General features: G+C 62.7%; 27 protein-coding genes and 2 tRNA genes. 13 read left to right on the top strand and 16 right to left on the bottom strand.

Annotated features, from left to right (window positions below; all coding sequences use genetic code 11):
• Positions 1-19: 19 nt before the first annotated feature.
• From IPK70_11890 to IPK70_11855, 8 genes are all read right to left on the bottom strand, one after another.
• Positions 20-862: a mechanosensitive ion channel gene (locus IPK70_11890; GenBank protein ID MBK8227859.1), complete on the bottom strand. Its 843-nt coding sequence runs from the start codon at positions 860-862 to the stop codon at positions 20-22.
• A gap of 1 nt (position 863) precedes the next feature.
• Positions 864-1,079: a hypothetical protein gene (locus IPK70_11885; GenBank protein MBK8227858.1), complete on the bottom strand. Its 216-nt coding sequence runs from the start codon at positions 1,077-1,079 to the stop codon at positions 864-866.
• Positions 1,076-1,663, bottom strand: coding sequence for a sigma-70 family RNA polymerase sigma factor (locus tag IPK70_11880; GenBank protein ID MBK8227857.1), 588 nt, complete (start codon positions 1,661-1,663; stop codon positions 1,076-1,078). Before IPK70_11880 ends, IPK70_11885 begins: the two co-directional genes overlap by 4 nt.
• A 103-nt stretch (positions 1,664-1,766) precedes the next feature.
• A tRNA-Val gene (locus IPK70_11875) sits at positions 1,767-1,841 on the bottom strand.
• 66 nt (positions 1,842-1,907) lie between these two features.
• Complete coding sequence (locus IPK70_11870; protein MBK8227856.1) at positions 1,908-2,657, bottom strand: hypothetical protein; 750 nt, start codon at positions 2,655-2,657, stop codon at positions 1,908-1,910.
• A 64-nt stretch (positions 2,658-2,721) separates the two neighbouring features.
• On the bottom strand, positions 2,722-3,480 hold the full coding sequence (locus IPK70_11865; protein MBK8227855.1) for a hypothetical protein: 759 nt from the start codon (positions 3,478-3,480) through the stop codon (positions 2,722-2,724).
• Between the two features lie 3 nt (positions 3,481-3,483).
• Complete coding sequence (locus IPK70_11860; GenBank protein ID MBK8227854.1) at positions 3,484-4,422, bottom strand: hypothetical protein; 939 nt, start codon at positions 4,420-4,422, stop codon at positions 3,484-3,486.
• Between the two features lie 61 nt (positions 4,423-4,483).
• Positions 4,484-4,858: a hypothetical protein gene (locus tag IPK70_11855; protein MBK8227853.1), complete on the bottom strand. Its 375-nt coding sequence runs from the start codon at positions 4,856-4,858 to the stop codon at positions 4,484-4,486.
• A gap of 80 nt (positions 4,859-4,938) precedes the next feature.
• On the opposite strand from IPK70_11855, the gene IPK70_11850 reads away from it, so the two are divergent.
• Together IPK70_11850 and IPK70_11845 are read left to right on the top strand one after the other, a co-directional pair.
• Positions 4,939-6,528 carry a Na+/H+ antiporter gene (locus IPK70_11850; protein ID MBK8227852.1) on the top strand — a complete coding sequence of 530 codons (1,590 nt, stop codon included), beginning with the start codon at positions 4,939-4,941 and terminating at the stop codon, positions 6,526-6,528.
• A 3-nt stretch (positions 6,529-6,531) separates the two neighbouring features.
• Entirely contained in the window at positions 6,532-7,554 is a 1,023-nt protein-coding gene (locus tag IPK70_11845) for a multidrug transporter (protein MBK8227851.1), read from the top strand.
• Positions 7,555-7,683: 129 nt separating this feature from the next.
• On the opposite strand, the gene IPK70_11840 is transcribed toward IPK70_11845, so the two are convergent.
• The 5 genes from IPK70_11840 to nhaD (IPK70_11820) all read right to left on the bottom strand — a co-directional run bounded on the left by IPK70_11840 (position 7,684) and on the right by nhaD (IPK70_11820) (position 11,663).
• Positions 7,684-8,130, bottom strand: coding sequence for a 50S ribosomal protein L9 (locus IPK70_11840; protein MBK8227850.1), 447 nt, complete (start codon positions 8,128-8,130; stop codon positions 7,684-7,686).
• A gap of 18 nt (positions 8,131-8,148) precedes the next feature.
• Positions 8,149-8,424, bottom strand: coding sequence for a 30S ribosomal protein S18 (locus IPK70_11835; protein MBK8227849.1), 276 nt, complete (start codon positions 8,422-8,424; stop codon positions 8,149-8,151).
• Between the two features lie 4 nt (positions 8,425-8,428).
• Entirely contained in the window at positions 8,429-8,785 is a 357-nt protein-coding gene (locus IPK70_11830; GenBank protein ID MBK8227848.1) for a 30S ribosomal protein S6, read from the bottom strand.
• A gap of 157 nt (positions 8,786-8,942) precedes the next feature.
• Complete coding sequence (nhaD, locus tag IPK70_11825) at positions 8,943-10,250, bottom strand: sodium:proton antiporter NhaD (GenBank protein MBK8227847.1); 1,308 nt, start codon at positions 10,248-10,250, stop codon at positions 8,943-8,945.
• A 96-nt stretch (positions 10,251-10,346) separates the two neighbouring features.
• Positions 10,347-11,663, bottom strand: a complete 1,317-nt coding sequence (nhaD, locus tag IPK70_11820) for a sodium:proton antiporter NhaD (protein ID MBK8227846.1) — start codon at positions 11,661-11,663, stop codon at positions 10,347-10,349.
• A gap of 157 nt (positions 11,664-11,820) precedes the next feature.
• On the opposite strand from nhaD (IPK70_11820), the gene IPK70_11815 reads away from it, so the two are divergent.
• Positions 11,821-12,762: a cation transporter gene (locus IPK70_11815; GenBank protein ID MBK8227845.1), complete on the top strand. Its 942-nt coding sequence runs from the start codon at positions 11,821-11,823 to the stop codon at positions 12,760-12,762.
• Between the two features lie 82 nt (positions 12,763-12,844).
• Here IPK70_11815 and IPK70_11810 read toward each other — a convergent pair.
• Positions 12,845-12,920, bottom strand: a tRNA-His gene (locus IPK70_11810).
• Between the two features lie 101 nt (positions 12,921-13,021).
• On the opposite strand from IPK70_11810, the gene IPK70_11805 reads away from it, so the two are divergent.
• Genes IPK70_11805 through IPK70_11795 form a run of 3 tightly spaced genes read left to right on the top strand, consistent with a single transcriptional unit; the run spans position 13,022 to position 17,014 of the window.
• Positions 13,022-14,182: a glycosyltransferase gene (locus tag IPK70_11805; protein ID MBK8227844.1), complete on the top strand. Its 1,161-nt coding sequence runs from the start codon at positions 13,022-13,024 to the stop codon at positions 14,180-14,182.
• Positions 14,172-15,761 carry a hypothetical protein gene (locus tag IPK70_11800; GenBank protein ID MBK8227843.1) on the top strand — a complete coding sequence of 530 codons (1,590 nt, stop codon included), beginning with the start codon at positions 14,172-14,174 and terminating at the stop codon, positions 15,759-15,761. The genes IPK70_11805 and IPK70_11800 overlap by 11 nt, the downstream gene beginning before the upstream one ends.
• On the top strand, positions 15,758-17,014 hold the full coding sequence (locus IPK70_11795; protein ID MBK8227842.1) for a polysaccharide biosynthesis C-terminal domain-containing protein: 1,257 nt from the start codon (positions 15,758-15,760) through the stop codon (positions 17,012-17,014). The genes IPK70_11800 and IPK70_11795 overlap by 4 nt, the downstream gene beginning before the upstream one ends.
• A 3-nt stretch (positions 17,015-17,017) precedes the next feature.
• Here IPK70_11795 and bshB1 read toward each other — a convergent pair whose 3' ends face one another.
• Positions 17,018-17,740: a bacillithiol biosynthesis deacetylase BshB1 gene (gene bshB1 / locus IPK70_11790; protein MBK8227841.1), complete on the bottom strand. Its 723-nt coding sequence runs from the start codon at positions 17,738-17,740 to the stop codon at positions 17,018-17,020.
• Positions 17,737-18,303, bottom strand: a complete 567-nt coding sequence (locus IPK70_11785; GenBank protein MBK8227840.1) for a glutathione peroxidase — start codon at positions 18,301-18,303, stop codon at positions 17,737-17,739. Before IPK70_11785 ends, bshB1 begins: the two co-directional genes overlap by 4 nt.
• Positions 18,304-18,427: 124 nt before the next feature.
• Here IPK70_11785 and IPK70_11780 point away from each other — a divergent pair, with 124 nt between their 5' ends.
• The 7 genes from IPK70_11780 (at position 18,428) to IPK70_11750 (ending at position 25,764) form a co-directional block, all read left to right on the top strand.
• Positions 18,428-19,258 carry a hypothetical protein gene (locus IPK70_11780; GenBank protein MBK8227839.1) on the top strand — a complete coding sequence of 277 codons (831 nt, stop codon included), beginning with the start codon at positions 18,428-18,430 and terminating at the stop codon, positions 19,256-19,258.
• Between the two features lie 52 nt (positions 19,259-19,310).
• Positions 19,311-19,976 (top strand): heme exporter protein CcmB, encoded by a 666-nt coding sequence (locus IPK70_11775; GenBank protein ID MBK8227838.1) that lies wholly within the window; start codon positions 19,311-19,313, stop codon positions 19,974-19,976.
• Between the two features lie 2 nt (positions 19,977-19,978).
• Entirely contained in the window at positions 19,979-21,001 is a 1,023-nt protein-coding gene (gene ccsA / locus IPK70_11770) for a cytochrome c biogenesis protein CcsA (GenBank protein MBK8227837.1), read from the top strand.
• Between the two features lie 91 nt (positions 21,002-21,092).
• Positions 21,093-21,491 carry a cytochrome c maturation protein CcmE gene (locus IPK70_11765; protein ID MBK8227836.1) on the top strand — a complete coding sequence of 133 codons (399 nt, stop codon included), beginning with the start codon at positions 21,093-21,095 and terminating at the stop codon, positions 21,489-21,491.
• Positions 21,492-21,553: 62 nt separating this feature from the next.
• A complete protein-coding gene (gene ccsA, locus IPK70_11760; protein MBK8227835.1) occupies positions 21,554-24,361 on the top strand; it encodes a cytochrome c biogenesis protein CcsA in 2,808 nt (935 codons plus the stop codon).
• Positions 24,362-24,470: 109 nt separating this feature from the next.
• Positions 24,471-25,256, top strand: a complete 786-nt coding sequence (locus IPK70_11755) for a DUF2520 domain-containing protein (protein ID MBK8227834.1) — start codon at positions 24,471-24,473, stop codon at positions 25,254-25,256.
• Positions 25,240-25,764, top strand: a complete 525-nt coding sequence (locus IPK70_11750; protein MBK8227833.1) for a 3-deoxy-D-manno-octulosonate 8-phosphate phosphatase — start codon at positions 25,240-25,242, stop codon at positions 25,762-25,764. The genes IPK70_11755 and IPK70_11750 overlap by 17 nt, the downstream gene beginning before the upstream one ends.
• The last annotated feature ends 6 nt before the right edge of the window (positions 25,765-25,770 follow it).

The raw sequence follows: 25,770 nt of genomic DNA, 5'->3' as shown, positions 1-25,770 counted from the left end.
ACGGGAAACGGACCCGCGATCATGGTTGTTCAGCCGCCTGGTCGAGCACCTCGATGCGCTCACTGATGAGCCGTGCGGTGGGGATGAGCACTTCGCGATCACCGCAGCGCAGTGCGATCCGGATGCTGTCGATGCGGGTGATCACGCCTTCATCCTGCCCGATGCGGATGCGCATGCCCGGAGTGAAGCGGTCCTTGCCGTAGTAGCTGCTGAGGATGTTCGCGAGGATGTCCCTGGCCGCGAATCCGTACGCGATGCTGAATGCGACGAAGAGCGAGCCCACGACGATCAGGATATTGCTGGTGATGAGGGTGGTATCAACACCGGCCACGTTGAGCGCGGTGATGGTGATGTAGAGCAGGATCACCACGAAGAGGATGCGTCCGATCACCTTGCCGCCCCCGATGCCCATGGCCTCGCCCATGCTTCCCATGACGAAGCGCGCCTTGTCGGCGAGCCAGAAACCGAGCACGAACACCGCCAGCGCAGCGAACAGGGTGGGCAGATAGGCGAACACGCGCTCGATGCCGTTGATCACCGGTGTCATGCCCAGGACCTCGGCGGTGAGCATGACGGTGCCGAGCATCACGGACCAGAAGACGATCACGCCGAGCAGGGTGCCCAGGCTGGTGGCGCCGGCCCGTACAAGGAGCTTGCTGAAACCGGTCCTTTCCGCCAAGCGCTCCAAGCGGCCTACCACGCTCAACCGCTGGATCAGCCACCGCATGGCCCGCGCCACAAGCCAGCCGATCAGTAGCACCAAGGCTGCGAGGAGCAAGGTGGGCGATCGGTCGATCAGGGTATTCAAGGTTCCGTTGAGCGCGCCCTGCACGCGGGCGATGAGGCCATCGATGGTATCCATATCAAGGGTCGGGTTTGGTCGGGTTCGAATCGTTGCCTGCGCGTTTGCGCTCCAAGGTGCTGAGCTTGTCGAAGAGCGCGTGGGCGTAATCGGCTAAGAAGAGCTGAGCGAAGCGCATAAAGAGCACGGCCGAGCGAAGGCTGCCCATCACCTCCTTCCGCAGGTGCTCGGGCGGCTCTTCCGTGGAGCGGATGATATGGAAGGGGTTGGCGCTCATGCAGCGTCGGGGGCCAGGTTGCGATAGTGCATCAGGGCGCGTTCGCGGGCGCGCATCAGGCGCATCTTCACCGCGCTCTCGCCCAATCCAAGGGCCTCGGCCATCTCCTTCACGGCAAGGTCATCCTGGTACTTCATCAGGAGCAGGGCGCGGTCCTCGGGTGAGAGCGCATGGAGCACGGCAGGCAATTGCTCAGCCCGCATCTCGAGCAGCTCGGCTTCATACCGGTCCTCGGCTCCTTGGGCGACCTGGTGCTCCTCATCGAGGTCATCGGTCCGGTTGCGCTTCTGCCGGCGGAGGTGATCGAGGCAGCGATTGTAGGTGATGCTGTAGAGCCAAGTGCCGAAACGGCTGCGGTGGTCGAACTTCGGCAGATGCAGGAATGCCTTCAGGAAGATGTCGTGCGTGAGGTCGGCGGCCAGCTGCTTGTCGCGCGTCATCCCCAGGCATTTCTGGTAGACCTTGGAGGAGTAACGATCGTAGAGCACGCCGAATCGGTCCGCATCCGGTTTGCGCTGGATCTCCTTGACGATCTCCTCATCCGTGGCCTCTGGGGCCGGTATCGCCTTCTTGCTGAACAGCACCTGGGGAGCGGTGTCGCTTGGGACGCGCTGCGCCGAACCGGTCACATCGCCTCCCCCGCACGGGTTGAAATGCCGATGGCCGCAGGTGCGGCCATCGAACGAGTGGGCGCTATTGGATTCGAACCAACGACCCCCACCTTGTCAAGGTGGTGCTCTGAACCAGCTGAGCTAAGCGCCCGGTTGCAGCCTTTCGGCTGCGCGGGCCGCGAATGTAGGCCCCGCTGCTGAATCAGGAAAAGGCCGGCTACTCGGCGCTGACAGCGAGCACCAGGTTATCCATGAGTTGCGGGCATGGCTCCTCAATGCCCATGGCGGTGCCCGCCGAGAGCAGATCGATGCCTTGAAGGGCCGTGCTCCATTCCACTTTCAGGCTTGCGCGAACGACCTGCTCTCCGATCTCCGGCTCCAGCTCCAAGACCGCTGGGCGCACCAAGGCATCAGTCGCGCAGTGGCACACGAACGATTCGTCCTCCGGATCGGAGAAGTCGCCGTCGCCGTTCACGTCCACCAGGCCCTCAAGCTGAAGGAACTTGAATCCGGCAGCCGGATTCCAATCCCAATGATTGCCAGGGGCGTTCAGCGGGTACGGCAGCGATAGCGGGTTCGCATGGTTCAGGGCGCTGTCGAGCCCCAAATCGAAGCGCAGGCGGCGGATATCGGTGACTGGCACCCGGCCGATGCTCTTCTCATGGATGAAACCAAGCAGCGCATCCTCCACGACAGCGCTCATCGGGAATTCGCCGATCGTGTCACCAGCTGCAGTTTCCGCAACGAACCCGGAGAAGATGAGCTTCAGGGCGGTGAAGCGGACCGTGTTCCCCGCTCCGTCAGCGAAGGCAGCCTGCGGGTCGAGGGGCAATGAATCGTACAGATGAGCGATGCGGACGGCCAAAGTGGGCCTCGTATCCTCGGGTTGCACGGGATCAGGTGGCGCGCATGCCGATAAACCGCCGAGCAGGAATACCCCGAAAAGTGCTCGTGGCCGAAGACGCATCGAGCCGAAAGTAAGGCCAGCGGCAGCGCCGCTGGGCGCACATGCCCCCAGCGGCGCCATGCCCCTAGAGCTCGGTAATCGCGGTCACGAGGTTGCTCATGGCCTGCTGGTTATTCGGACCTCCGCCCATGGCCACGTTGTTCGTGAGCAGGTCAAGGCCCATGAGCAGCACAGCCACATCCAGCTTGCCGGTCACGGTCACCGCACCGCCGTTCACATCCTGATGGAAATGGAAGTGATCCTCGGAGAGCAGCGCATCGGTGGCGCAGTGGTACGTGAAGGTGAGGTCGGCGGCGTCATCGAAATCGCCGTCGCCGTTGCCATCCACATGGCCTTCCATGTTCATGAACTTGTATCCCGCTGCGGGATTCCAGCTCCAGTGCATGCCGGGGATGTTGAGCGGATAGGCGGCCGAGGTGGGATCCGCATGGTTCACGGCACTGTCAAGGCCGAGCATGAAATGCACTTCATGGATATGGCCTGCGTTCATGGTGCCTAACTCGAAGGAAGCCGTGGGCGTGGCACCGTCGAATAGAACGACCTTGTCGTGGAATTCAGCCACGGTCGCGCCACCGTCATCCTCCATGTGGAAATCGGAGGCATAGAATTTCAGCGTGTTGAACTGGATGGCGTGGCCCATGCCATCGGAGTAGATGGCATTGATGTCGAAGGCGTTGGCGCCATGCATGAAATTGAGGCGCGTGCTCACCGTGGCGGCGCTTCCGCCGCCGGTATCGTGAACATGCTCCTCCTCCTTCTCCTTCTTGCACGCGGTAAGGCTCAGGGCAGCGAGGGCCCAAAGCGAAATCCTGTAATTGCTCATGGTTCAGTGTTGTTTGATGTTGTAGGTGAGGCCCAGGACTAAGCGCTCGCGGTTGGGGATCATCTGCTCTCCCAGTTGACGCGCAACAGCGTACTGGAAGGCGCCTTGGAATCCCCAGGAGCGCCACCACATGCGGAGCCCTGCATGGGTGAAGAGGGTTGAACTTCCGGTGCCGTCGATGGCTTCGCCATCGTGCGCATCCTTGCCGGCGAGCTCGTGGTACGCGCCCAAGGAGGGCAGCACTTTCCAATCGGAGCCGTGCTCGAAACGGCGGAAAATCTCGAGCGTGGTGCTGATGCCGTGCCCCATCCGGTGCCTTTCCGCCCCTTCGCCATTCCGCCTGCCGATCACGGTGACCGCCGCGCCGTTCCGGTTGCGCCGCACGCTGTATTCGGCACTGCCCAGCAGGTCCCAACCACCGGTGCTCGGCTGCAGGTCGTGCTGCACCTCTGCCTCGCGCCAGCGCATGGATGTATGGCCAACGGGCGCCTTCATGCCAACGCCCAGCATCAAGCGGTGCGCGGTGCGCTCATCAGTGGTTGTGCACTTGGTATTGGCCATGAGGTAGCGGGCAATGGCATAGGGGTCGGCCACGGCATAAACATCGGCGGACACCGTGCCGTTCACGGCGCTGTAGTTGTTCACCGCCGGCACGGCCGCCAGGATTGCCAGGCGTTTCGTGAGCCACAGGTCGGCACGCAGCTCCACCACCTGGTAGAGCTCTCGATACCGCATGTCAACAGCGGTGCTGGCCGCATGGTCACCATGCTTCAGCGCCTTGCTCACGCCCGGCAAGGTGCCTTCCAGCCTCCGGTAACGGTACAGCAGGCCAATGGTCGAGGTTCGATCGTGCGGTTGTATGCCCAGGAAGATCCCGCATACATCGCACGCTGTGGTCAGGATGGGCAACAGCACCAACCCGACAACGAGGAAGAGGCGCATGGAAAAGGGTTAGTAGGTTCGACGGATGGCGGCGCTCATGCAGGGCGCCTTGCGTTCGCACCTACCCCCAAGGGACGGGATCGGACTGTGCCCGGAATCCGTTCAGGAGGCCGTCCTCCACATGCGCGAAACGACGCGGTTGGGCGCTGTTCGCGATCAGCACAGGGACACTGAACCCATCCACGGCGGGTTCGGTCCGGAAATCGATCCGCTCTGCTGGGAAGCCCTGCGCAGCCTCTTGCTCCAGCGCTTTCAGTCGCTTGCTCAACTGGCATTGCCCGTGGCAGGTCCGCATACCCATCGCCACGTCGCGTTGCACGCAGAGCTCCCGTTCGATGTAGGCCCGGTGCAATTGGAAATGCAGCACGAAAAGGGAAGGCGCGACCATGCCCGCCAGGATGGCGAATAGCAGCACGAAGGACCCTCCCTTGAGCATGGTGCAATACTACGGCTCTTGCAACCGGACAAGGTGACGTCCATCAGGTCTTGTGAACAACCATCTTTGAGGCGCTACGCATGCTCCATCACGACCTGCTGCTCGTCATCGGGCTGCTCTTCGCGGCATCGCTGCTCACCTTGCTGGGACCCAAGCTGCGGATCGCGCAGCCCATCCTCTTGGTTCTCGGGGGATTGGCGATTGCCCTGATTCCTGGCGTGCCGCACGTGAAGCTCGAGCCCGAGCTGGTCTTCCTGGTCTTCCTGCCCCCCCTGCTTTACGAAGCGGCCTGGTTCACCTCGTGGCGGGCCTTCTGGAAATGGAAGCGCAGCATCCTGATGCTCGCCTTCGGGCTGGTGTTCTTCACTTCACTGGTGGTGGCCTTCTTCACCAGCTGGCTCATCCCGGGATTCACCCTGGCGATGGGCTTCCTCTTGGGCGGCATCATCAGCCCGCCCGATGCCGTGGCTGCCACGTCGGTGCTGAAGGGCATGCCCATTCCCAAGCGCGCCACGGCGATCCTTGAAGGCGAAAGCCTGGTGAACGATGCCAGCAGCCTGATCGTGTTCCGCTTCGCCTTGGCGGCCGTTGTCTCCGGGCAATTCGTGGCGACTGAAGCGCTGGAGCAATTCACGATCCTGGTGCTCGGGGGCATCGTGGTCGGCCTGGTCATCGCGCACGCGGTGTACTTCCTGCACCGGGCACTGCCCACCACGCCGAGCATCGATACGGCCATGACGCTGATGTCCCCCTACATCATGTACATCGCGGCGGAGGAGCTTGAATGCTCCGGCGTGATCAGCGTGGTCACCGGCGGGCTCTTCCTTTCCTTCCGCTCGCACGCATTCCTGGACTACCGCGCCCGCGTGCAGGCCACGCAGGTCTGGCACACGGTGAGCTTCGTGCTGAATGCCTTGGTCTTCATCCTCATCGGGCTGGATCTGCCGGTGATCGTGGAGGGGCTCAGCGCGCAGGCCTTGGGTGAAGCGATCGTCTACGGCCTGCTTGTGAGCCTGTTGGTGATCGCCGTGCGCTTCCTCTGGATGTACCCAGCTGCGCACATCCCGCGCTGGTTGTTCCCAAGGATCCGCCGGAATGAGCAATCACCGGGCTGGCGTGGGCCTACGCTGCTGAGCTGGGCGGGCATGCGCGGAGTGGTGTCGCTGGCGGCCGCACTCTCCATTCCCGTGGCCCTGCCCACTGGTGAACCCTTCCCGCATCGCGAGACGATCCTGGTGATCACCTTCACCGTGATCCTCGTCACGCTGGTGGGCCAGGGCCTCACATTGCCCTGGGTGGTGCGCCTGCTGAACATGGGCGAATTGGATGCCGACACGCCGCATGCGGAACAGGAACTGGCGCTGCGAATCAGAATGGTTCGCGCAGTGGTGGAGCATGTGACCTCGCTGCCCGATCGCGATCAGCGCCTGGAACGCGTGCACCAGCACTTCCTGAGCCTCGAGCAGAATTACCTCAAGGCGCTGGAGGAGCTGCGCGATGCCGAGAAAGCGGCACTGCCCGAGGATGGCAACCGCGAACTGCAGCGCTCCCTGATCGCCGTGCAGCGCCGCTCACTGGCCGATGCGCGCCGGGAACGGGCCTTCGATGCGGAAGTCGTGCGCAAGATGGAAGGCCAGCTGGACCTGGAGGAAATGCGGATGAACAACTGAACCATGCACGCAGGACGTCGATACTCCTTCTCACAAGTGGTCCATTGGACCCGGCGCGATATCTATTTCTTCCTTGTGCTCGGGGCCTTGCCCACCGCGCTCTACCATTTCCTCGGGTGGACCTGGCTCACGATCCCCTGGGTGCCCATCGCCATCGTGGGCACTGCGGTGGCCTTCATCGTCGGCTTCAAGAACAACGCCACCTACGCGCGCCTGTGGGAGGCCCGCCAGATCTACGGCGCCATCGTGAACAGCAGCCGCTCTTGGGCGATCATGGCCATCGACTTCGTGAGCCCGGCGCAGGCCAAAGCGGCCATCCCCGAGCATGACCTCAAGGGCATCCGGGCACGGCTCATCCATCGGCACCTGGCTTGGCTGCATGCACTGCGCTACCAACTCCGCGTGCCCCGGACCTGGGAGCACACGATCAAGGTGTACAACCGGGAGTACCGCAAGAACTACACGGTGGATGAGCAGGACGGCCCTTCCCTATCGGATGCTATCGCGGGGCTGATCACCGATGAAGAACGGTCCTCTGTGCTCTCGAAGAGCAACGCTGCCACGCAGCTCATCGCCGCGCAATCAGCAGACCTCCGTGCCCTGCATGACCAAGGGCTCATCAGCACCCTGCACCACGTGGAGATGGAGAACCTGCTGGTCGCCCTCTATGACCATCAGGGCAAAGCCGAACGGATCAAGAACTTCCCCTATCCGCGGCAGTACGCCACCATCAACCTCATGTTCGTGCGCTTGTTCAACTGGATGGTGCCCTTCGGCATGCTCGGTGAATTCGCGAAGCTGGGCCCGGGCTTCATCTGGCTCACGGTCCCCTTCACCGTGGTGGTGGGTTGGGTATTCATGATGATGGAGCGCATCGGCGAGGCCACGGAGAATCCTTTCGAGGGCAGCGCGAACGATGTGCCCATCACGGCGATCACCCGCACCATCGAGATCGACCTGCGCGAGATGCTCGGGGAGGCGCACGGCCTGAAGCCGATGCAGCCGATAAATGAGATCCTGTTGTGAGGGAGGTGATGGAGCAGAGGGCGGTCCCGGCCCGCATCGAACGCAGTTGCTCTCTTCCAAGCCTATGAACTGCCAGCAAGAAGAAAGGGCCGCCCCTCGGCAGCCCTTTGCTCTTCCGTTTGATCGCGGTCACTCTTCCACCACCTCGAAGGGGATGGTGCGCACCACATCGCGGTGGAAGGCCACCTCAGCCTCGTACTTGCCGATGCTCTTGATGGCCTCGCCCTTAAGCTTGATGCTCTTGCGGTCGACCTCGAAGCCCATGGCCTTGAGCGCATCAGCGATCATGATGGTGTTCACGCTTCCGAAGATGCGGCCCTTCTCGCCCACCTTGGCGCCGATCTTCAGCGTCTTGCCTTCCACGCTTCCGGCCAGTGCCTCAGCGTCAGCCTTGATCTTGGCGAGCTTATGCGCGCGTTGCTTCAGCGTCTCTGCGACCTGCTTCTTCATGCTCGGCGTGGCCAGATCGGCCAGCCCGCGGGGAAGCAGGTAATTGCGGGCGTAGCCCTCGCGCACCTTCACCACGTCGTTGGCGTAGCCCAAGTGCTCCACGTCTTTCTTCAGGATGACTTCCATGGCTTTTCGTGTGGAGGGTTACTTCATCATATCAGCCACGTAAGGCATCAAGGCCAGGTGGCGGCAACGCTTGATGGCCTGGCCAACCTTGCGCTGGTACTTGAGGCTGGTGCCCGTGAGGCGGCGCGGGAGGATCTTGCCCTGCTCATTCACGAAGCGCAGCAGGAACTGCTCGTCCTTGTAGTCGATATAGGTGATCCCCATCTTCTTGAAGCGGCAGTACTTGGCCTTCTTCGTCTCGATGGCGATCGGGGTGAGGTAGCGGATCTCGCCGCCGGCATTCTCAGTGCTCATGGGTTCAGGCGTTGGCGGTTTCGGCGGATTGCTTCCGTTTGTTGCGCATGCGCTCGGCGAAGGCCTGATGGTGCTTGTCCATCTTGGTCGTCAGGAAGCGGATCACGCGCTCATCGCGGCGGTATTCGGTCTCGAGCTTGGCCACGAACTGCGCGTCGGCCTCGAACTCGATCAGGTGGTAGAAGCCCGTGGACTTCTTCTGGATGGGATACGCGAGCTTGCGCATCCCCCAGTTCTCTTCATGTTGGACCTTTCCATGGCCTGCTTTGATCAGGTCTTTGAACTTCTTTACCGTCTCCTTTGCCTGGTCCTCAGACAAAACGGGAGTTAGAATGAAGACGGTCTCGTACCGGGTGGTCATGTTGACTGTTCGGTTGAAAATGGGCCGCGAATGTAGCGGGCAGAACCTTACACTCGGTTGAATGACCGGTTTACGGACCATTTGGGCCTCTACCCAACGAGCAGCGCAGCCGTTCCCTACGGCTCACTTCAATGTACAACTGACTGACGGTCAGCCATCAATGCCACATGAGCCAGAAAGCGATGATGCCTCCGAAATAGCCCAGCGCGGCTGGAAAGGCCATCCGCCGTACATACCACAGGAAGTCAATGCCCAGAATGCCCATGGTAGCCACCCCGGCCGCCGATCCGATGATGAGGATGCTGCCTCCGGTGCCTGCGCAGTAAGCGAGCAGCTCCCAGAAAGGATGGTCCACTGGGAACTGCTCCATCGGGTACATGCCCATCGCCGCGGCGACGAGCGGGACATTGTCCACCACCGCGCTCAGCATGCCAATCACTGTGTTCACCGCGTAAATGCTACCCAGCTTGGCGTCGAGCAGATGGGCCGTATCAGTAAGGTGGCCCGCAACCTGAAGACCTGATACCGCAGTGAGGATGCCAAGGAAGAACAGCACGCTGGGCACATCGATGCGTCGCAGCACCGAGGTCACGAGCAGGTGCCCCTTGTCGGTCTCAATGGTGTTCATGTGCATGATCTCGGTCACGATCCACAGGATGCTGAGGCCGAGCAGGATGCCCATGTAGGGCGGCAGATGCGTGTACGTCTTGAAAAGCGGCACGCCAAGAAGAGCCACCAGGCCCAGCACGAAAACGAGTTGCTGTTTGCCTCGCGAAACGGCTTTGTGCCCGGGATTGTCCTCGGCCAGTGCATCGGGTCGTTGGATCGTACCCTTGAACGTGAAGGTGAACCAGATCAGCGGCAGCACGAGGCACACGAGGCTGGGCACGATGAGCTTGGCGATGATGTTCCCCGTGGTCACCTGGCCGCCGATCCAAAGCATGATGGTGGTCACATCGCCGATGGGGCTCCACGCGCCACCGGCGTTGGCCGCGATGATCACCATGCCCGCGAACGTCCACAGGTCATTCTTGTCCTTGATGAGCTTGCGCAGCAGCGCGCACATCACGATCGCGGTGGTCATGTTATCCAATGCGGCGCTCAGGAAGAAGGTGATGATGCTCAGGACCCACATCAGGGTCACCTTGTTGGTGCCTTTGATCCGGTCCGTGATCACCCGGAACCCCTCGTGAGCGTCCACCAGTTCCACGATGGTCATGGCGCCCATGAGGAAGAACAGGATGCTCGCGATATCACCGAGGTGATGCATGAGCTCCTCGATGAGCCCTTCCGTTCCGGCATGCCCAACGGTGGCCCCGAAGAGATCGTGCTGACCGACCATCAACAGCACCCAGACAAGGACGCCGGTGAGCAGCGCGGTCGCGGCCTTGTTGATGCGCAGCGGGTGTTCGAGCGCGATGCCCAAGTAGCCCACAATGAAGACGATTCCGATAAGCATGTACATGAGCGAGGGGGTTGGTGCGGCAAATGTGCGCGTTGGAACGCCGTTGGCGATCTCCTTCGCCTTCGGATACTTACCGCAGGTTGTTGATGGCCTGTCTCAGGACCAGAGCAGCCAGAAGCACAGGATGGCCCCCACGTAGCCGATGGCCGCAGGAAGCGCGATCCGCTTGAAATACCAGATGAAATCGATGTGCATGATGCCCATGGCGGCCACGCCTGCGGCAGACCCGATGATGAGCATGCTTCCGCCGGTGCCTGCGCACAAGGCGAGCAATTCCCAGAAGATGTGGTCGGGCGGGAACTGCGTCATCGGGTACATGCCTTGGGCAGCCGCCACCAGCGGCACATTGTCCACCACGGCCGAGAGCATCCCGATGGCCCCATTGATCAAGAAGACATTGCCCAAAGTGCGATCCAGTGTTTCCGCCATCAGCGTAAGATGCCCCGCCACCTGCAGGCCCGATACCGCCACCAGGATGCCCAGGAAGAAGAGCACGCTGGGCAGGTCGATCCGGCGCAATACGGATGTCACCATCAAATGGCCCCGCTGATCGACGCCGTGGCGCATATGGATCATCTCCGTGTACACCCAGAGGATGCCCAGGCCGAGCATGATGCCCATGAAGGGAGGCAGGTGCGTGACAGCCTTGAACACCGGCACGAAGAGCAATGCGCCCACGCCAAGGATGAAGACCACGGTGCGCTCGCTCGGTGTAACGCCATTGCCGTGAAGGCCGTGATGCCCTTGGTCGATCACTGAATCCGGCCGCTCCACATGGCCCTTCAGCGTGCGGCCGATCCAAAGAAGCGGAAGCAACAGGCAGACCAGGCTGGGGATGAGCAGCTTCACCATGATGTTCACCGTGGTCACCTGGCCTTTCACCCAGAGCATGATCGTGGTGACATCGCCGATGGGGCTCCATGCCCCGCCCGCATTGGCCGCGATGATCACCATGCCAGCGAAGACCCAGAGCGTCTCCTTGTCCTTGATCAGCTTGCGCAGCAAGGCGCACATGACGATGGTGGTGGTGAGGTTATCGAGCGCGGCGCTCAGGAAGAACGTGATGATGCTGACGATCCAGAGCAGCTGCGTCTTCTTCGTTGCACTGATGCGGTCGGTGATCACGCGGAAACCCTCATGCACATCCACCAGCTCCACGATCGTCATGGCGCCCATCAGGAAGAACAGTATGCTGCCGATATCACCCAGGTGATGCAGAAGGTGCGCATTAAGGCCAGCATGGTCCGCGTGGGCCGGGTCGCCATGGAAGATGGCCTCGCGGCCAAGGAGAAGGATGGTCCAGACCACCGCGCCCGTGAGGATGGCGCTTGCGGCCTTGTTGATCCGCAGCGGATGCTCCAGCGCAATGGCGAAGTAGCCGATCACGAACACGATGGCCATGAGCATGAACATGCAAGGGCGGTTTTTCGGCGGCAAGATTACGGCGTGATCAATGACCTCCATGATCACTGCTTGCCCGTTGCTGAACGCGCACGGTTAAACTTGTTCCGTGCACGCACGAAGCGATATCCGTTTGCAAGCCGTGGTCCTCAGCGCGGGCGCGGCCCTGATGGCGATCAAATTCATGGCTTGGTGGCTCACGCACAGCAATGCCATCCTCAGCGACGCGCTGGAGAGCATCGTGAATGTGGTGGCCGGGGCCTTCGCGCTGTACAGCCTAGTTCTGGCTGCCAAGCCGCGCGACCGCGAGCACCCGTACGGGCACGGCAAGGTGGAGTTCATCAGCGCAGGCATCGAAGGCGGATTGGTCGTGGTGGCGGGAGGCCTCATCATCTGGAGGGCCATCAGCGCCCTGCTCCATGAGCAGCACCTGCATTCGCTCAGCACCGGCATCGTGCTCACGGCCGTGGCAGGAGCCATGAACCTGGCCATGGGCCTGGCATTGCGGCGTCGTGGACGGCAATCGCGTTCCATCACCATGGAAGCCAGCGGGGCCCACCTGCTCAGCGATGCGTGGAGCACCCTGGCGATGCTGGCAGGGCTTGCCCTCATCGGCATCACGGGCCTGCTATGGCTCGATCAGGTGCTGGCCATCGGCTTCGCCGTGTACATCATCATCACCGGGCTGCGCATCTTCCGCCGGTCGGTTGCCGGCATCATGGATGAAGCCGACCTGGGCCTTGCCGCCGAGGTGATCGCCCGGCTCGAGTCCGCCCGACGTCCGCAATGGGTTGACCTCCACAATTTCCGCATGATCAAGTACGGCAGCGTGCTGCACATCGACTGCCACGCCACGCTCCCGTGGTATTGGACCCTTGAACAAGCACATGACGAGATCGCAGCGATTGAGCGATTGGTCAATGCGAGGGCTGCCTCCGGTGCAACGTCCTTCGCCCGTGAGGTGGAGCTCTTCATCCACATGGACCCCTGCGTGCCTGCAAGTTGCGGAGTATGCGCTTTGGCCGATTGCCCGCATCGCAAGGCCCCCGTGCAGCGGCGGATCGAATGGAACCTCCAGTCGGTGCTCGGGAATGCGAAGCACCGGGCCTGAGGGCGGCTCGTGAACAAGTGGAGCCCTTGGCCTGGGATTCCCGGAAAACGAAAGAGCGCCTCGCGGCGCTCCTTCTTCTTTCGGGTGGTAGACCGGGCTTGAACCGGCGACCTCCGGAACCACAATCCGGCGCTCTAACCAACTGAGCTACAACCACCGCGTTTCCGGATCGCTCCGGCACCTTCCGTTCCCGGATGGGCCGCAAATATAGCCGGAGCCCGCGCTCGCGTTATTGGCGCCACGTACTTTGCCGCAACCCATGCACGTGCTCCTGCTGCCCAAGTGGTATCCTGGCCGCAACGACCCCCAACTGGGCGACTTCATCCGCAAGCAGGCGCTGGCGGCGAGCGCCTTCGTTCGCATGAGCGTGCTCCATATCGAGGCGGTGCGCGGCCTTGATGCGGATGAGGAGCAGGAACTGCGCGACGATGAAGGCGCCTGGGAACTCGCCATCCGGTTCCGGGCCAGCACCATCGGCTTCGCGCCGATCCGCAAGGCCGTGAACCTCATCCGCTATTGGCGGGCGGCCAGCCGCGGTTGGGCGCGTGTAATGAGCGAGCGCGGCAGGCCCGATCTGCTGCATGCCTATATCATGGTTCGGCCTGCGCTGTTCGCCTGGCGCCTAGCACAAGGTCAGCGCGTTCCCTTGGTGCTGAGCGAGCAGAGCAGCGAGTACATCGACGGCACGTACGCGCGCAAGTCCTTCCTCTTCCACCGCCTCAATCGCTTCCTCTTCCGCCGCGCGGCAATGGTCACAGCGGTCTCCGCGCACTTGGGTGAGGCGATGCGCGCGCATGGGCTTTGCACCGCGTGCACCGTGGTGCCCAATGTGGTCCCCGGCCTCGACCGGCCCCTCCCTGCTGTTGGCTCCGTTGGTCATTTCCTTGTGGTCGCGGACCTTGTGGACCGCACCAAGAACATCAGCGGCGTGCTGCGCGCCCTTGCCATTGCACGCAGCCATGATGATCGCGCGCACCTGACCATCGTTGGTGATGGGCCCGACCGCGAGCGGCTGAAAGGGATCGTTCACGACCTTGGCCTCATGCATCATGTGCATTTCCTCGGGCGGGTGCCGAACACTGAAGCGCTTGACCGAACAGCCGAGGCCTTTGCCGTGGTGGTGAATAGCAACGTGGAGACCTTCAGCGTGGTCACCGGCGAAGCGCTGGCCCAAGGCAAGCCGGTGATCGCAACGCGCTGCGGAGGGCCGCAAGCATTCATCACCGAGGTGAACGGGATCCTGATCGAGCCTCGTGATGACGGCGCGCTCGCCGAAGCCATGGTCAAGCTCATGCGATCCGAAGCGGGATTCGACCCTGGGCGGATCCGCGACACCGTGAGCGAGCGGTTCAGCCCTGCGGCCGTCGGGCGTGCCTTCTGCCAAGTGTATGAACAAGCCATCTGCCTCCATGCCCATTGAGATCCGCATATTCTGCATCGCCGGCAACGGCCTGCGCGCATGGGAAGCGGAGTGCATCCGGAGATTGCGTGCCGTGCGCGGCGTTGAGCTCCTTGGCTGGTCTTCAGCGCGTGAGGTCAGGCCCTCGGACTTTCATGAGAAGTGGACCCATGGGCGCTTTCGTCGCTTGGAGCGGGAAGCGGAAGCCAACGAGCTGCTCTCGACCATGCGCCATGGCCTTCGCGATACCGGCCTGGCAGAACTGAAGGAGGTCCCCGCCGATGCCGATGTTCTGCTGCTGCTCGGTGACGCCGCATCGCCGGCTAGCGGGCCTTGGGCGCAGCCTGGCCGTTGCTGGTGTTACCGGAATGGCGATGGGACCAGCCCGCATGACGTGCTCCCGGGCATGCGCGAGGTGGTGCTGCAGCATGGCCACGTCGTCATGAACCTCGCTGATGCTGCGGATGGATCGGTGCTTCGTGGGGGATATCTGCCCACCGAGACCGATCCGATTGCAACGGCCCGCCGCATGGCTGACATCGCGGCCAGATGGCCAGCGGATGCAGCGCGTGCATGGGTGGCCAATGCCGCGCCCCCAGCGGCGCAGCCCGCCACCGCCCTTCGCCGGATCCCATTGCCCGGCGCGCTCAGCATGCTGCGCTATCAATGGCGCCGGCTAACGGGCGGGCCACCGCAGAACGTGAGCAGCCCGGCTGGTGCATGGAACATCGGCCTTCTCCATCAGCCCATCCATGTGCTCTTGCAGGAAGGGGGCAGCCGCAACGTGCGATGGCTCCCCAGTCCATCCAAGGGCAAGGCACGGCTCGAGCCTTTCGGCTACATCGACGCCGATGGCGAATTGAATGCGGTGTACCGCAAGAGCAGCGAGAGCGGCGATGGCGGCGTGATCGCACGGTTGCGCCCCAAGCCCGATAACATCCTGAAGCGGTCGCGCACGATGCACGATGGCTTCGAGGACGCGCGCTATCCGTTCACGCTTGCCATCGATGGCAAGGCGCACTCGCTGCTATGCGATTTCAAGCGCGGTGAGGTGCTGCTGCTGCCCGTGAACAAGGCCAACGATGGCTACGATGAAGGGCCTGTATTGCTGGGCCATTCCCTGCACGCGCCAACGCTCTTCGCGCATGGTGGCCTGTGGTGGCTCATGGGCACGCGCGACCCGATGCCCGACGCGCAGCTTCATGCCTTCCATGCACCTTCGCCATTCGGTCCGTTCAAGGAGCACGCCTGCTCGCCCGTGAAATGCGATGCGCGGCATTCCAGGCCTGCAGGAACGCCTTTCGTGCATGATGGCCGGCTCTATAGGCCAGCGCTGGACGCCTCTGATCCCGAGCAGCTCGGGGTCTGGCTGAACCGGGTGACGCAACTCGATCCGGAACGGTTCTCTGAAGAGCCTGTGCACCGCGTCGATGGATTCCCGGCCACCGCCTACGGCATGGGCGTGCGCACGCTAAGCGCGATCGGCGAATTCACCCTGGTCGATGGGATGCGGAGCCCTGTGCTCTCCGCCAAGCGTGCGAACGCCAAGAGCGGCCGGAAGAAGCGCCGTCATCACGCCGAAGACGACGACGAAGCATGAGACGTGCGGCCATCGGCACCATCGGCGCGCGCGTAGCGGTCGCAGCGGCCCAATTGATGGTGGCTGCGCTGGCTGCCCACCTGCTCGGCCTTGCAGAGGTGGGTCGCATGAGCTTGCTGGTGCTGGCCATCGCATTCGTCATCCTGGCCATCAACATCGTTGGCGGCGGGGCGCTGGTGTACTTGGAGCCCCGGCATGGCACGCGCACGCTCCGCTGGATCGCTTACGGATGGGCACTGCTCATGAGCGCCATGGCAGCCCTGTTGCTGGAACCGCTGGGCCTCTCTCCTGAAGGGCTCGGGCTGCACGCCGCCGCGCTGGCCTTGCTGGAAGCCATCGGCACCATTCACCTCACGCTCCTGCTCGGACGCGAGCGCTTCGCGCAGCACAACGCCCTGATGCTTGGCCGAACGCTCTTGCTGGTGGCCTCCTTCATCGTCCTGCTCCGCGTCGGAGGGCCGGCGTTCGTGGACTACATCGCAGCGCTCTACATCGCCCATGGCGGCACGGCCTTGCTGAGCGCGCTTGTGCTTTCCAGACAGCCCGGGACGCGCACGGATCCAACGGCGGCCTTCATGGCCATGCTGCGCCAAGGACTGCCTGCCCAAGCTGCGAATGGTCTGCAATTGCTCAATTATCGGCTCTCGTATTTCCTGGTGCAGCGATTCCATGGAGCCGCGCCTTTGGGCTTATGGGCCATTACCACGCAGCTGGCTGAGAGCACTTGGCTGGCACCGAAGAGCTTGGGCACCGTGCTCTATGCGCGCGTGAGCAACCTGGACGAGGCAACGCGCCAACGCGACCTCACGCTCACGGTGATGAAAGCCTCCGTGGCTGTAGCTGTCGCTGCTGTTTCCCTTCTTGTGCTGCTGCCCGGAACGGCATTCACCTGGGTTTTCGGCCCCGAGGCGATCGGCATACGCAGGCTCGTCGCTTTGCTTGCACCCGGGCTGCTGGCCATGGCCGCATCGCAGGCATTGAGCCATTATTTGAGCGGTACGGGCAGGGTGCGGCACAACACGATCGGTTCCGGTCTCGCGCTCCTGATCACCTCGGGCCTCGGCATCACCCTCATCCCAGCCCTTGGTGCGGAAGGAGCAGCCATCACGGCTTCGGTGGCCTATTCAGCCTCGCTGATCTACCAAGTCGTCGTGTTCAATCGGATCTCCGGTGCTGGCCTCAAGGACTACTTGCCGAATGGAGAAGACGGTGACCGCGTGATGGCCTTGATTCGAAAACTCTTGGGCCGGTAGCCTTCAGCCAAGCTGCATGACGTCGCGGATGCCCGGTGGCCGCGCTGCGCAAAAGCCCTCACCGTAGGTGACCATGAGCAAGCGTCCCATCTCGCGCGCACGCCCTTCGAGGAAGGGAAGGAAATCCGCACGGGCGATCGGGCTGCTCGGCTCCCGACTGGCCGGGTCATGGAACTGCGAGGAGAAGCACTTGAGCGCTTCCAGCTTCTTCTCCCAGAATGGCGTGATGTCGAAGACGATATCGGGATCGACCCACCGGTCCTGGACGGCATGCAGTACCGTGGTGGGTCGCCACGCCTCTTGGGCAACTCCTTCGTGACTGGTCTCGATGCGCCGCAAGCCGCTGAGGAAACAAGCTTCGGCGACCAGGTCTGCGGCGCGGCCGTGATCGGGATGCCTATCTATCCGCGCATTGGTGAGCACCACCCTCGGCCGATGCCTGCGAATGGATGCCACTGCCGCCAGCAGGCTCCCGTGGTCGGCGCGGAAGAATCCGTCGCTCAGCCCTAGCTGGTACCTGAAGCCGGCCCCGAGCACCTGACGCGCCGATTCGGCTTCCTGCGCACGCAGGGCAGGTGTGCCCCGTGTGCCCAGTTCACCCGCCGTGAGCTCGACCAGGCCCACGCGATGACCAAGGGCCACATGCAGCAGGATGGTTCCTGCCATGGATATCTCGGCATCGTCGGGATGCGCTGTGATGCAGAGGATATCAACGGTTTCGCTCATCGGCCCTCGATCCAACCGATCACTCGTTCATCCAACGGCGAAACGCCGCTCTCGAGCGACATGACGAGTCGGCCATCGCCATCGATGAGGAACTTGTGGAAATTCCATTTCACAACGGCATCCATGGCTCCGTTCATCTCCTTCCGCGTGAGCCACCGGTAAACCGGGTGCTGGCCCTCGCCCTTCACTTCAACCTTGCTCATCAGCGGAAAGGCGACCCCATAGTTCTTCTGGCAGAATGCCTCTACCTGTTGATCGCTGCCGGGCTCTTGACCGCCGAACTGATTGCACGGGAAGCCGATGATCACGAGGCCCTTCTTGCCGTATGCCTCATGGAGCTCCTGCAGCTGCCGGTATTGCGGCGTGTAACCGCATTCGCTGGCCGTGTTCACAACGATCACCTTCTTGCCCTTGAGCTGCTCGAACGGATAAGCCTGACCATGGATGTCCGTGGCGACCAGGTCATGGAAACCAACCCCGGTCGCCGTGGTCCGACCAGTAGGCTCGGCTTTCTTGACGCCACGGAAACAACCGAATAAGCCTAGTATTGAGATCAGGAGCATGACGTTCATGGTTCGCATCCGTGATGAACAAGCCTGGGTGGCAAAGGTTCATCACGATCCTCGAAAATGCGCTGGCGTGCGCCGTTACCTTTTCAGCGCCGCTGCGTAGCAATGACCCTCCCACATGATCAAGCACTTGCAATTCGCTCTCCTTTTCATCCTCCCTTCGGGACTGCTTGGCCAGACCCAAGTGCGCATCACCACGCCTTCGGCGCTCGTGGCCCGTCCGGACCTGGGGCAGGATGCCCCTGCACAAGCAGGTTTGAAGGCTGCCGGCATTTCGCCTGAGGGCATCGCTGATATTCTGCGCCTGAGCGAGCCGCAGGCGCTGCCAGCCGGCCTGCGCACGGATAGCGCGCGATCAGCGAATGCCGGTGCACTGCGCAACTACACGGCCTACCTCGTTTGCGAGTACTCATCGGACGAGGGCGCCATGTCGATCGTCTCGGTGCCTGCCGTGTTCAACATCCACATGCCCGAAGACCTTCGGGCCAAAGAGGACTTCTATCTCGTGGTGCGCGCCGGCGGCGTGGAGGCCGTTGATGCCATGGCCTTGCGTGAGCCGCCAAGCAAAGGACCCGCTTGGCAGCGGTTGCGGCCCGCGCGCATCCTGCGGCCCGATGCCGTTTACGCCACCTACGACCTCGCCGATGATGCCGAGGCGCTCTCTGCCCTCGACAAGCAAGGCCTCAGCAAAGCAGAGATCGATGCTGTGGTTTTCCGCAGCCATGAACGAAACTGGCCGGAGGGCATCGAGACTTTCGAGAAGCGATATCCGAAGCTGAAGCTGTTCCGCAAGTACAGAGCATTCCGCCTGGCGCGCTGGGCGGATAAAGTGCTCGTGGTGATCCCCGCTGAAGCCAATCGGAAGGCGCCTGTTGGCGTTCGCCCCCTCATCGATGTGTACATGGTGTTCTATGCGGAAGCCGTGAGGGTGAAGGAAGGAAGGAAGTAGGTGGCTCCGCCTCTCTCGGCAGCCCCATGCGCTCCGGCTACCTTGCGCCGCCATGTCCAAGGAGGTGCTCAACCTGCTGAAGCTCGAAGCCGCGCTCGACCTTCGCCAACGTGCTGCCTGGGGCGGCATGCTCCTTTATGTTGTGAGCGCCGTGTACGTGTGCCATCTGGCCATGAAGGACGCATTGGCTGGCACGGCTTGGAACGCTCTCTTCTGGATCATCCTTCTCTTCGCGGCCTTCAATGCGCTGGCTCGCTCCTTTCAGCGCGAGGACCAAGGCCGACAGCTCTATTTGCACACCTTGGCGCATCCGCGGAGCGTGGTGCTGGCTCGCGCGCTGTACAACGCGCTCACAATGGCGTTGCTGAGCCTGCTCAGCCTGCTCTTCTACGCGCTCTTCCTCGGGGACGAGCCGCTGGCGAGCGCTGATCTCGTGCAATTCGTGCTCGCGGTGGTCCTGGGCGGCATCGGCTTCGCAGCGGTGCTCACCCTGATCTCGGCCATCGCTGCCCGGGCGGGCAATGGTATCGGCCTCATGGCCATCCTCGGCTTCCCAGTGATCCTGCCGATGCTCCTGGCCGTGATGCGCGCCAGCCAGCTCGCGCTGCAAGGCGCGCCATGGTCGGATACGGGGCTGCTCTTCCTGGCATTGGCTGCCCTCGATGTGGTCACCATCACCTTGGCCTGGTTGCTCTTCCCGTACCTTTGGCGCGATTGAAAATGAAGCAGTGGTGGTGGAAATTCCTCGCGGTGGCCCTGGTGCTTGCTGCTTCCATCACCGCCTTGCGCACCCCTCTGGCCCCGGCCATCGTGCATGCCGAACCGGCCACCTTGCAACCGGGGACACGGCACGCCATCGAGGTCATGGGTTATCGCACGCAGTTCAGGCCCAACGAGGTCAGCGCAATCCTGGAGAACGGCGGTCAATTCGTGCCAGCCGGCCGCGTGGATGTGATCGACTCCACGCATGCAAGGATTCACATCTACGTGCCGGAAGGCTTGCGCGAGGATATGAGCGACCTGCTGGTGACGGCTCCGGGCGCCGGCACTATGCGGCTCTTCGATGCCTTCTACAATCCCGAAAAAGGGAGCGGTGCCACGCATGATATCGTGGGCGAAATGACCGTGCACCATCGCAAAGGCTTCGTCTTCCCGAACCGGAACCTGCTGTACGAGACCATCCGCAACCTGAACTTCCATGTGCCCATGTGGTTCACGATGATGATGCTGCAGACCGTTTCGCTGGTGTTCAGCATCCTCGTCCTGCGCAGCGGCGCCGAGCTGCACGACCGGGGGGCCGTTGCCGCGGTGCATGCCAGCCTGCTCTTCGCCATCTTGGGCCTTGTCACGGGCAGCATCTGGGCGCGCGCCACATGGGGCGGCTGGTGGACGACTGATGCCAAGCTTAACGGCGCTGCGGTGACCGTGCTCATCTATCTCGCCTACCTGGTGCTGCGCGGCTCCGGGCAGCGGCGGCAATCCGGCCTTCAGCCAATACGACCTCGACTCCAGCCTGCGCCCCGTGTTCTATGCCGCCGTGCTCGGCTGGATGGGCATCGGTGCCTGGCTCCTCAACCTTCGGTACCGCCTCGCGCGGCTCGAGATCCTCCAAGAAGATGCACGCATCCGCTAAGCTGTTCCTGCTCGCGGCCTTCGTGGCTGCACCGAATGCGCTGCTCGCGCAAGGCAGCCCCGATTGGCTCGTGGATACCCTCTACGGCAGCGGGAAGATCAACACCGTGATCGCCGTTGTGGCCGTTATCCTTCTGGGGCTGGCCTTCTGGCTCTTCCGGCTCGACCGCCGTATCGCGCGCATGGAGAACCATCACCGGCAATGAAACGCTCGCACATCATCGCCCTCGTCCTCATCGCCGTCGCCATGGCGGCCTTCATCGCCACCTTGGCCGACAGCAGCACCTTCGTCGACCTTGCGCAGGCCAAGGCCAAGCCCGGCAAGGAATTCAAGGTGAAGGGCTACCTGGACAAGAGCGTGCCCGTGGAGTATGAGCCCATCGTGGATGCCAACCTCACCACTTTCACCTTGATGGACGATAATGGCGATCGCTGCGTGGTGCGCCTTGCCAAGGCCAAGCCATACGACTTCGAGCGCTCCGAGAGCATCGTGCTCACCGGCAAGGTGAATGATGCCGGCGAATTCGAGGCGCACGACATGCTGATGAAGTGCCCGAGCAAGTACAATGAAATGCAGCAGGTTGGGCAGGTTGGGGTTTGATGGTCCAGCAGGCGTCCCGCCTGTTGCCCGTTTGATGGTCACAGGTTGAATGCCGTACTGAATTGGAAACATCAGCGATCGAATACATCGGCGAGCATGCCTGGGCAGGGAAGCTCGGACATGCATTGACCATCATCTCGCTGGTGAGCGCCATGCTCGCCACGCTGGCCTACTTCACCGGAGCGCAGCGGAAGGATGATGCATGGACCCGCATGGGCCGCGTGGGCTTCCGGGCCCACAGCGCAGCGGTGCTCGGCATCGTGGTCATGCTCTTCGTGATGCTGTTCAATCACTGGTTCGAGTTCGACTACGTGTGGAAGCACAGCAACCTGCAGATGCCGATGAAGTACATCGCAAGCTGCTTCTGGGAAGGACAGGAGGGCTCATTCCTGCTCTGGACCTTCTGGCATATGGTGCTGGGGAACATCCTCATCGCGCGCGCCAAATCATGGGAACCCCATGTGATGGCCGTGTTCGCGCTCGTGCAGGTCTTCCTCGCCTTCATGCTCATCGGCGTGTACGTGGGCGACTGGAAACTGGGAAGCAGCCCCTTCCTGCTGGTCCGCGAGACAACGGATTACATCGGCCTGCCCTGGACGAAGATGGCGGGCTACCTCACCGCGATCGATGAGTTCAAGGATGGACGCGGCCTGAACCCGCTGCTTCAGAACTACTGGATGGTGATCCATCCGCCCACGCTCTTCCTCGGCTTCGCGGCGACGCTGCCGCCTTTCGCCTACGCGATCGCCGGGCTCTGGCGCAACCAGCGCTCTGAGTGGATGAAGCCTGCATTGCCTTGGACCTTCTTCGGCGTGATGGTGCTGGGCACGGGCATCCTCATGGGCGGCGCGTGGGCCTATGAGGCGCTCAGCTTCGGCGGCTTCTGGGCTTGGGACCCGGTGGAGAACGCTTCACTGGTTCCTTGGATAACGCTAGTTGGCGCCGGCCACCTGATGCTCGTGAACAAGCGCAAGGAGACCTCCCTCTTCAGCGCCTTCGCGCTCACGCTCATCACCTTCATCCTGATCCTCTACAGCACCTTCCTCACGCGAAGCGGCGTGCTGGGCGATACCAGCGTGCACAGCTTCACCGGTGATGGCATGCTGCCCGCGCTCGTTCGCTTCCTGCTGATCTTCATCGGAATCAGTGCGGCCATGCTGCATCCCGATCGCAAGCAGCGATGGATCTACGTCGGCCTTTCGTTCGCGCTGCTCGCGCTCGGCCTCGCGCTGGCCATCGAGGTGGAGGCGATCCTGCTCTTCGGGCTGCTCACGGCGGTGCACATCTTCAGCGCATACCGTAAAGGCTTCAGTTCCAAGGATCCCGAAGAAGCCCTCTGGAGCCGCGAGTTCTGGCTCTTCATCGCCTCGCTCGTGCTGCTGCTCAGCGCGGCGCAGATCACCTTCAGCACGAGCATCCCCGTAACCAACCTGCTGCTCGCGCCCTTCCAGGGCTTCTTCTCCAGCATGGGCGAGCGCACAGGTTGGGACTTCCTGGTGAAGCTCGGCAGCGATGGCCTGGCGCCTCCGAGCGAAGCCATCGCGCATTACAACCGTTGGCAGACGCCCTTCGCCATCATCGTCTCGCTCCTGGTGGCTTTCGTGCAGTACCTGCGCTGGAAGCAGGATGGCTTCAAGCGCCTGGTCCGCCAGCTCGCGATCGTGCTCGTCATCAGCGCGGTGATCGCTGGCTTGGGCATCGCCTTGCTCCGATACCGCGTGCATGAGCTGCAATTATCGCTGCTGCTCTTCACGACCGTGTTCGCGGCCGTGGCCAACATCGGCTACATCCCCGCCGTGCTGAAAGGCCGGCTGAAAGGTGCCGGGCCGAGCATCGCGCACACGGGCTTCGCGCTGGTGCTCCTAGGAGCGCTCGTGAGCACCAGTCGCACGCAGGACGTGAGCATGAATGCGCGCAACATGGACCTGCGCTTCCTCAACGAGGGCTTCAGCAACAGCAAGGAGATCCTGCTGTACCGCGGAGACACCACGCGCATGGGCGAGTTCTATGTCCACTACCGCGGGAAGCAGCGCGATGGCGTGAACCTCGAGTACGCCATGGAGTATTTCGGCGTGGAGCCGCGACGCTATGCGCAGGGCGATACCGTTCGCATCGGAGGCACCTTGTTCCGCGCACGGCAGGCGCACAGCGCCGGTCCGGAGTTCCTCGCGCAGCAGCCCGAGCATTGGGAGCCGCTCGAGAGCTACAGCAAGCGCGAGCTATGGCGCGCGAGCGATTGGAGCCCTACTGCGCCCGGCAAGCCCTTGTTCACGCTCTCGCCCATCATACAGCTCAATGAGCGCATGGGCAACGTGCCCGAACCGAGCACGCGCCATTGGCTCACGCGCGACCTCTACACGCACCTGCGCTACGCGGAAATGGCGATGGCCCCGGACACGCTGCCCAATGGCACCATCGTGCCGGACGATGCATGGATGCCGAACCGCCGCTATGACAAGCAAGTGGGCGACACGATCGTAACGCCGACGAGCGTTGCAGTCATCGACAGCTTGTACATCATGCAGGACAGCACCACCAAGGCCATGCTCGGCGACCGCTTCACCGTGCATGCCGCTGCTTTGCGCATCCGTGACCTTTACAACCCGGAACGCTGGTTCGAGGCACGGCCGCTGGTGATCTACGCCGATGGGCAGCCGGTGATGGGCAAGGCGGCTGAGTTGGAAGCCTTGCGCATCCGTTACAGTCTGGCGACCGTTGAAGGCGGGAAGCTGGGGCTCGATGTGGCAGAGCGTGAATTCGTGGTGATGCAAGCGCTGATCTTCCCTGGCATCAACATCCTGTGGATCGGCTGCGTGCTGCTGGCGCTCGGCTCCGGCATGGCGGTCTGGCAGCGCGCACGGGGAAAATGATGGCGATGGAATTCGACTTCAACCTCGGCAGGTCGCCACTCCTTGCTCAAGGCCGGGATGACGGAGTTGACCCTACCATCGGCCATGACCGACGCTTCACGACAACAGAATGACATCGATCCTCATCATCGGCACGGGACGCATGGCCTACCACCTGGGCCACGCCATCATGAAGGCCAAGCTGCCGCTCATCGGCGTGGCGGGCCGCAACCCGGAGAAGCTCAACGACTTGGCGCGCTTCCTCGAATGCCCTGCCCACCGCTTGGACCGCGCGCTGCCAGAGGCCGACCTCGTGATCATCGCCACGAGCGATGACAGCATCGCCGAGATCGCCGCGCGCATTCCTGCAGGCGGCACCGTGGTGGCCCATACCGCCGGGGCCGTGCCCATCGATGTGCTGGTGCCCCATGAGCACCGCGCGGTGATCTGGCCCGTGCAGACCCTGAGCCATGGCGCTCCCATCGACCTGAGCGATGTGCCGCTTGCGGTGGAAGCAAGCACGCCAGAGGCTGAGGCGGTCATCCTGAAGCTCGCGCGCGCCGTCAGCGGCAGTGTGCTGCAACTGCCCCATCGCCAGCGCGAGCTGCTGCACCTCACGGCGGTGCTCGCCAGCAACTTCCCGGTCTTCCTGATGCGCGAAGCCCAACGCCTGCTCAAGCAGGAGAAACTGCCGCCCAATCTCCTCATGCCGCTGTGGAAGCTCACAGCGCAGAAAGTCACGACCATCGGGCCCGCCGAAGCGCTCACCGGACCAGCGCGGAGGGGAGACATCACCTCTGTGAAGCGCCACCTCGAACTGTTGGAGGACGAAGCCGATCTTCGTCGCGCCTATGCGCAATTGAGCAGCATGATGCTGAAGGCGCACGGCCACCCCACGGATGGCATCGACCTATAAGGAGCTCCTCGCTGGCATCGACGCTTTCCTCTTCGATGTGGATGGCGTGTTCACGGACAACCGCGTGCTGATGCTTCCCGGCATCGACCCGGTTCGCACATTCCACAGCCGTGATGCCTACGCCGTTCAGCATGCGATCAAGGAAGGATACCGCATCATCATCACCACCGGCGGCCGCAGCGATGGCATGCGCGAGAGCTTCGAGCGGCTGCGCGTCACGGCCTATCACAGCAGCGTGCTCGACAAGAACGCCAAGCTCGATGAACTCATCGCCGAAGGCCTCGTGGATCCAGCGCGCACGGCGTACATGGGCGACGACATCCCCGACTTGCGCGTGATGCATCGCGTGGCCCTGCCCTGCTGTCCCGCTGACGCCGCCCCCGAGGTGAAGGCCATCTGCCGGTTCATCAGCGCCAAGGCCGGTGGACAAGGCTGCGTGCGCGACCTATTGGAACAGGCCATGAAGGTGCAAGGCAAGTGGCTCACCGACGGTGCCTACACTTGGTGATGGAGC

This window comes from Flavobacteriales bacterium, assembly GCA_016712535.1.
Lineage (GTDB): Bacteria > Bacteroidota > Bacteroidia > Flavobacteriales_F > PHOS-HE28 > PHOS-HE28.
The sequence above is the reverse complement of the archived record's forward strand: the minus strand, read 5'-3'. Positions and strand labels throughout refer to the sequence as shown.

Coding starts and splice junctions, on each gene's coding strand:
- IPK70_11835 (MBK8227849.1), bottom strand. CDS start 8,424: ATGAGCACTGAGAATGCCGGCGGCGAGATCCGCTACCTCACCCCGATC.
- IPK70_11815 (MBK8227845.1), top strand. CDS start 11,821: ATGGCGATCAAATTCATGGCTTGGTGGCTCACGCACAGCAATGCCATC.
- IPK70_11885 (MBK8227858.1), bottom strand. CDS start 1,079: ATGAGCGCCAACCCCTTCCATATCATCCGCTCCACGGAAGAGCCGCCC.
- IPK70_11865 (MBK8227855.1), bottom strand. CDS start 3,480: ATGAGCAATTACAGGATTTCGCTTTGGGCCCTCGCTGCCCTGAGCCTT.
- IPK70_11850 (MBK8227852.1), top strand. CDS start 4,939: ATGCTCCATCACGACCTGCTGCTCGTCATCGGGCTGCTCTTCGCGGCA.
- IPK70_11800 (MBK8227843.1), top strand. CDS start 14,172: ATGCCCATTGAGATCCGCATATTCTGCATCGCCGGCAACGGCCTGCGC.
- IPK70_11860 (MBK8227854.1), bottom strand. CDS start 4,422: ATGCGCCTCTTCCTCGTTGTCGGGTTGGTGCTGTTGCCCATCCTGACC.
- IPK70_11855 (MBK8227853.1), bottom strand. CDS start 4,858: ATGCTCAAGGGAGGGTCCTTCGTGCTGCTATTCGCCATCCTGGCGGGC.
- ccsA (MBK8227837.1), top strand. CDS start 19,979: ATGAAGCAGTGGTGGTGGAAATTCCTCGCGGTGGCCCTGGTGCTTGCT.
- IPK70_11780 (MBK8227839.1), top strand. CDS start 18,428: ATGATCAAGCACTTGCAATTCGCTCTCCTTTTCATCCTCCCTTCGGGA.
- IPK70_11775 (MBK8227838.1), top strand. CDS start 19,311: ATGTCCAAGGAGGTGCTCAACCTGCTGAAGCTCGAAGCCGCGCTCGAC.
- bshB1 (MBK8227841.1), bottom strand. CDS start 17,740: ATGAGCGAAACCGTTGATATCCTCTGCATCACAGCGCATCCCGACGAT.
- IPK70_11830 (MBK8227848.1), bottom strand. CDS start 8,785: ATGACCACCCGGTACGAGACCGTCTTCATTCTAACTCCCGTTTTGTCT.
- IPK70_11845 (MBK8227851.1), top strand. CDS start 6,532: ATGCACGCAGGACGTCGATACTCCTTCTCACAAGTGGTCCATTGGACC.
- IPK70_11785 (MBK8227840.1), bottom strand. CDS start 18,303: ATGCTCCTGATCTCAATACTAGGCTTATTCGGTTGTTTCCGTGGCGTC.
- nhaD (MBK8227847.1), bottom strand. CDS start 10,250: ATGTACATGCTTATCGGAATCGTCTTCATTGTGGGCTACTTGGGCATC.
- IPK70_11890 (MBK8227859.1), bottom strand. CDS start 862: ATGGATACCATCGATGGCCTCATCGCCCGCGTGCAGGGCGCGCTCAAC.
- IPK70_11870 (MBK8227856.1), bottom strand. CDS start 2,657: ATGCGTCTTCGGCCACGAGCACTTTTCGGGGTATTCCTGCTCGGCGGT.
- IPK70_11755 (MBK8227834.1), top strand. CDS start 24,471: ATGACATCGATCCTCATCATCGGCACGGGACGCATGGCCTACCACCTG.
- IPK70_11805 (MBK8227844.1), top strand. CDS start 13,022: ATGCACGTGCTCCTGCTGCCCAAGTGGTATCCTGGCCGCAACGACCCC.
- nhaD (MBK8227846.1), bottom strand. CDS start 11,663: ATGTTCATGCTCATGGCCATCGTGTTCGTGATCGGCTACTTCGCCATT.
- IPK70_11750 (MBK8227833.1), top strand. CDS start 25,240: ATGGCATCGACCTATAAGGAGCTCCTCGCTGGCATCGACGCTTTCCTC.
- IPK70_11795 (MBK8227842.1), top strand. CDS start 15,758: ATGAGACGTGCGGCCATCGGCACCATCGGCGCGCGCGTAGCGGTCGCA.
- IPK70_11765 (MBK8227836.1), top strand. CDS start 21,093: ATGAAACGCTCGCACATCATCGCCCTCGTCCTCATCGCCGTCGCCATG.
- IPK70_11840 (MBK8227850.1), bottom strand. CDS start 8,130: ATGGAAGTCATCCTGAAGAAAGACGTGGAGCACTTGGGCTACGCCAAC.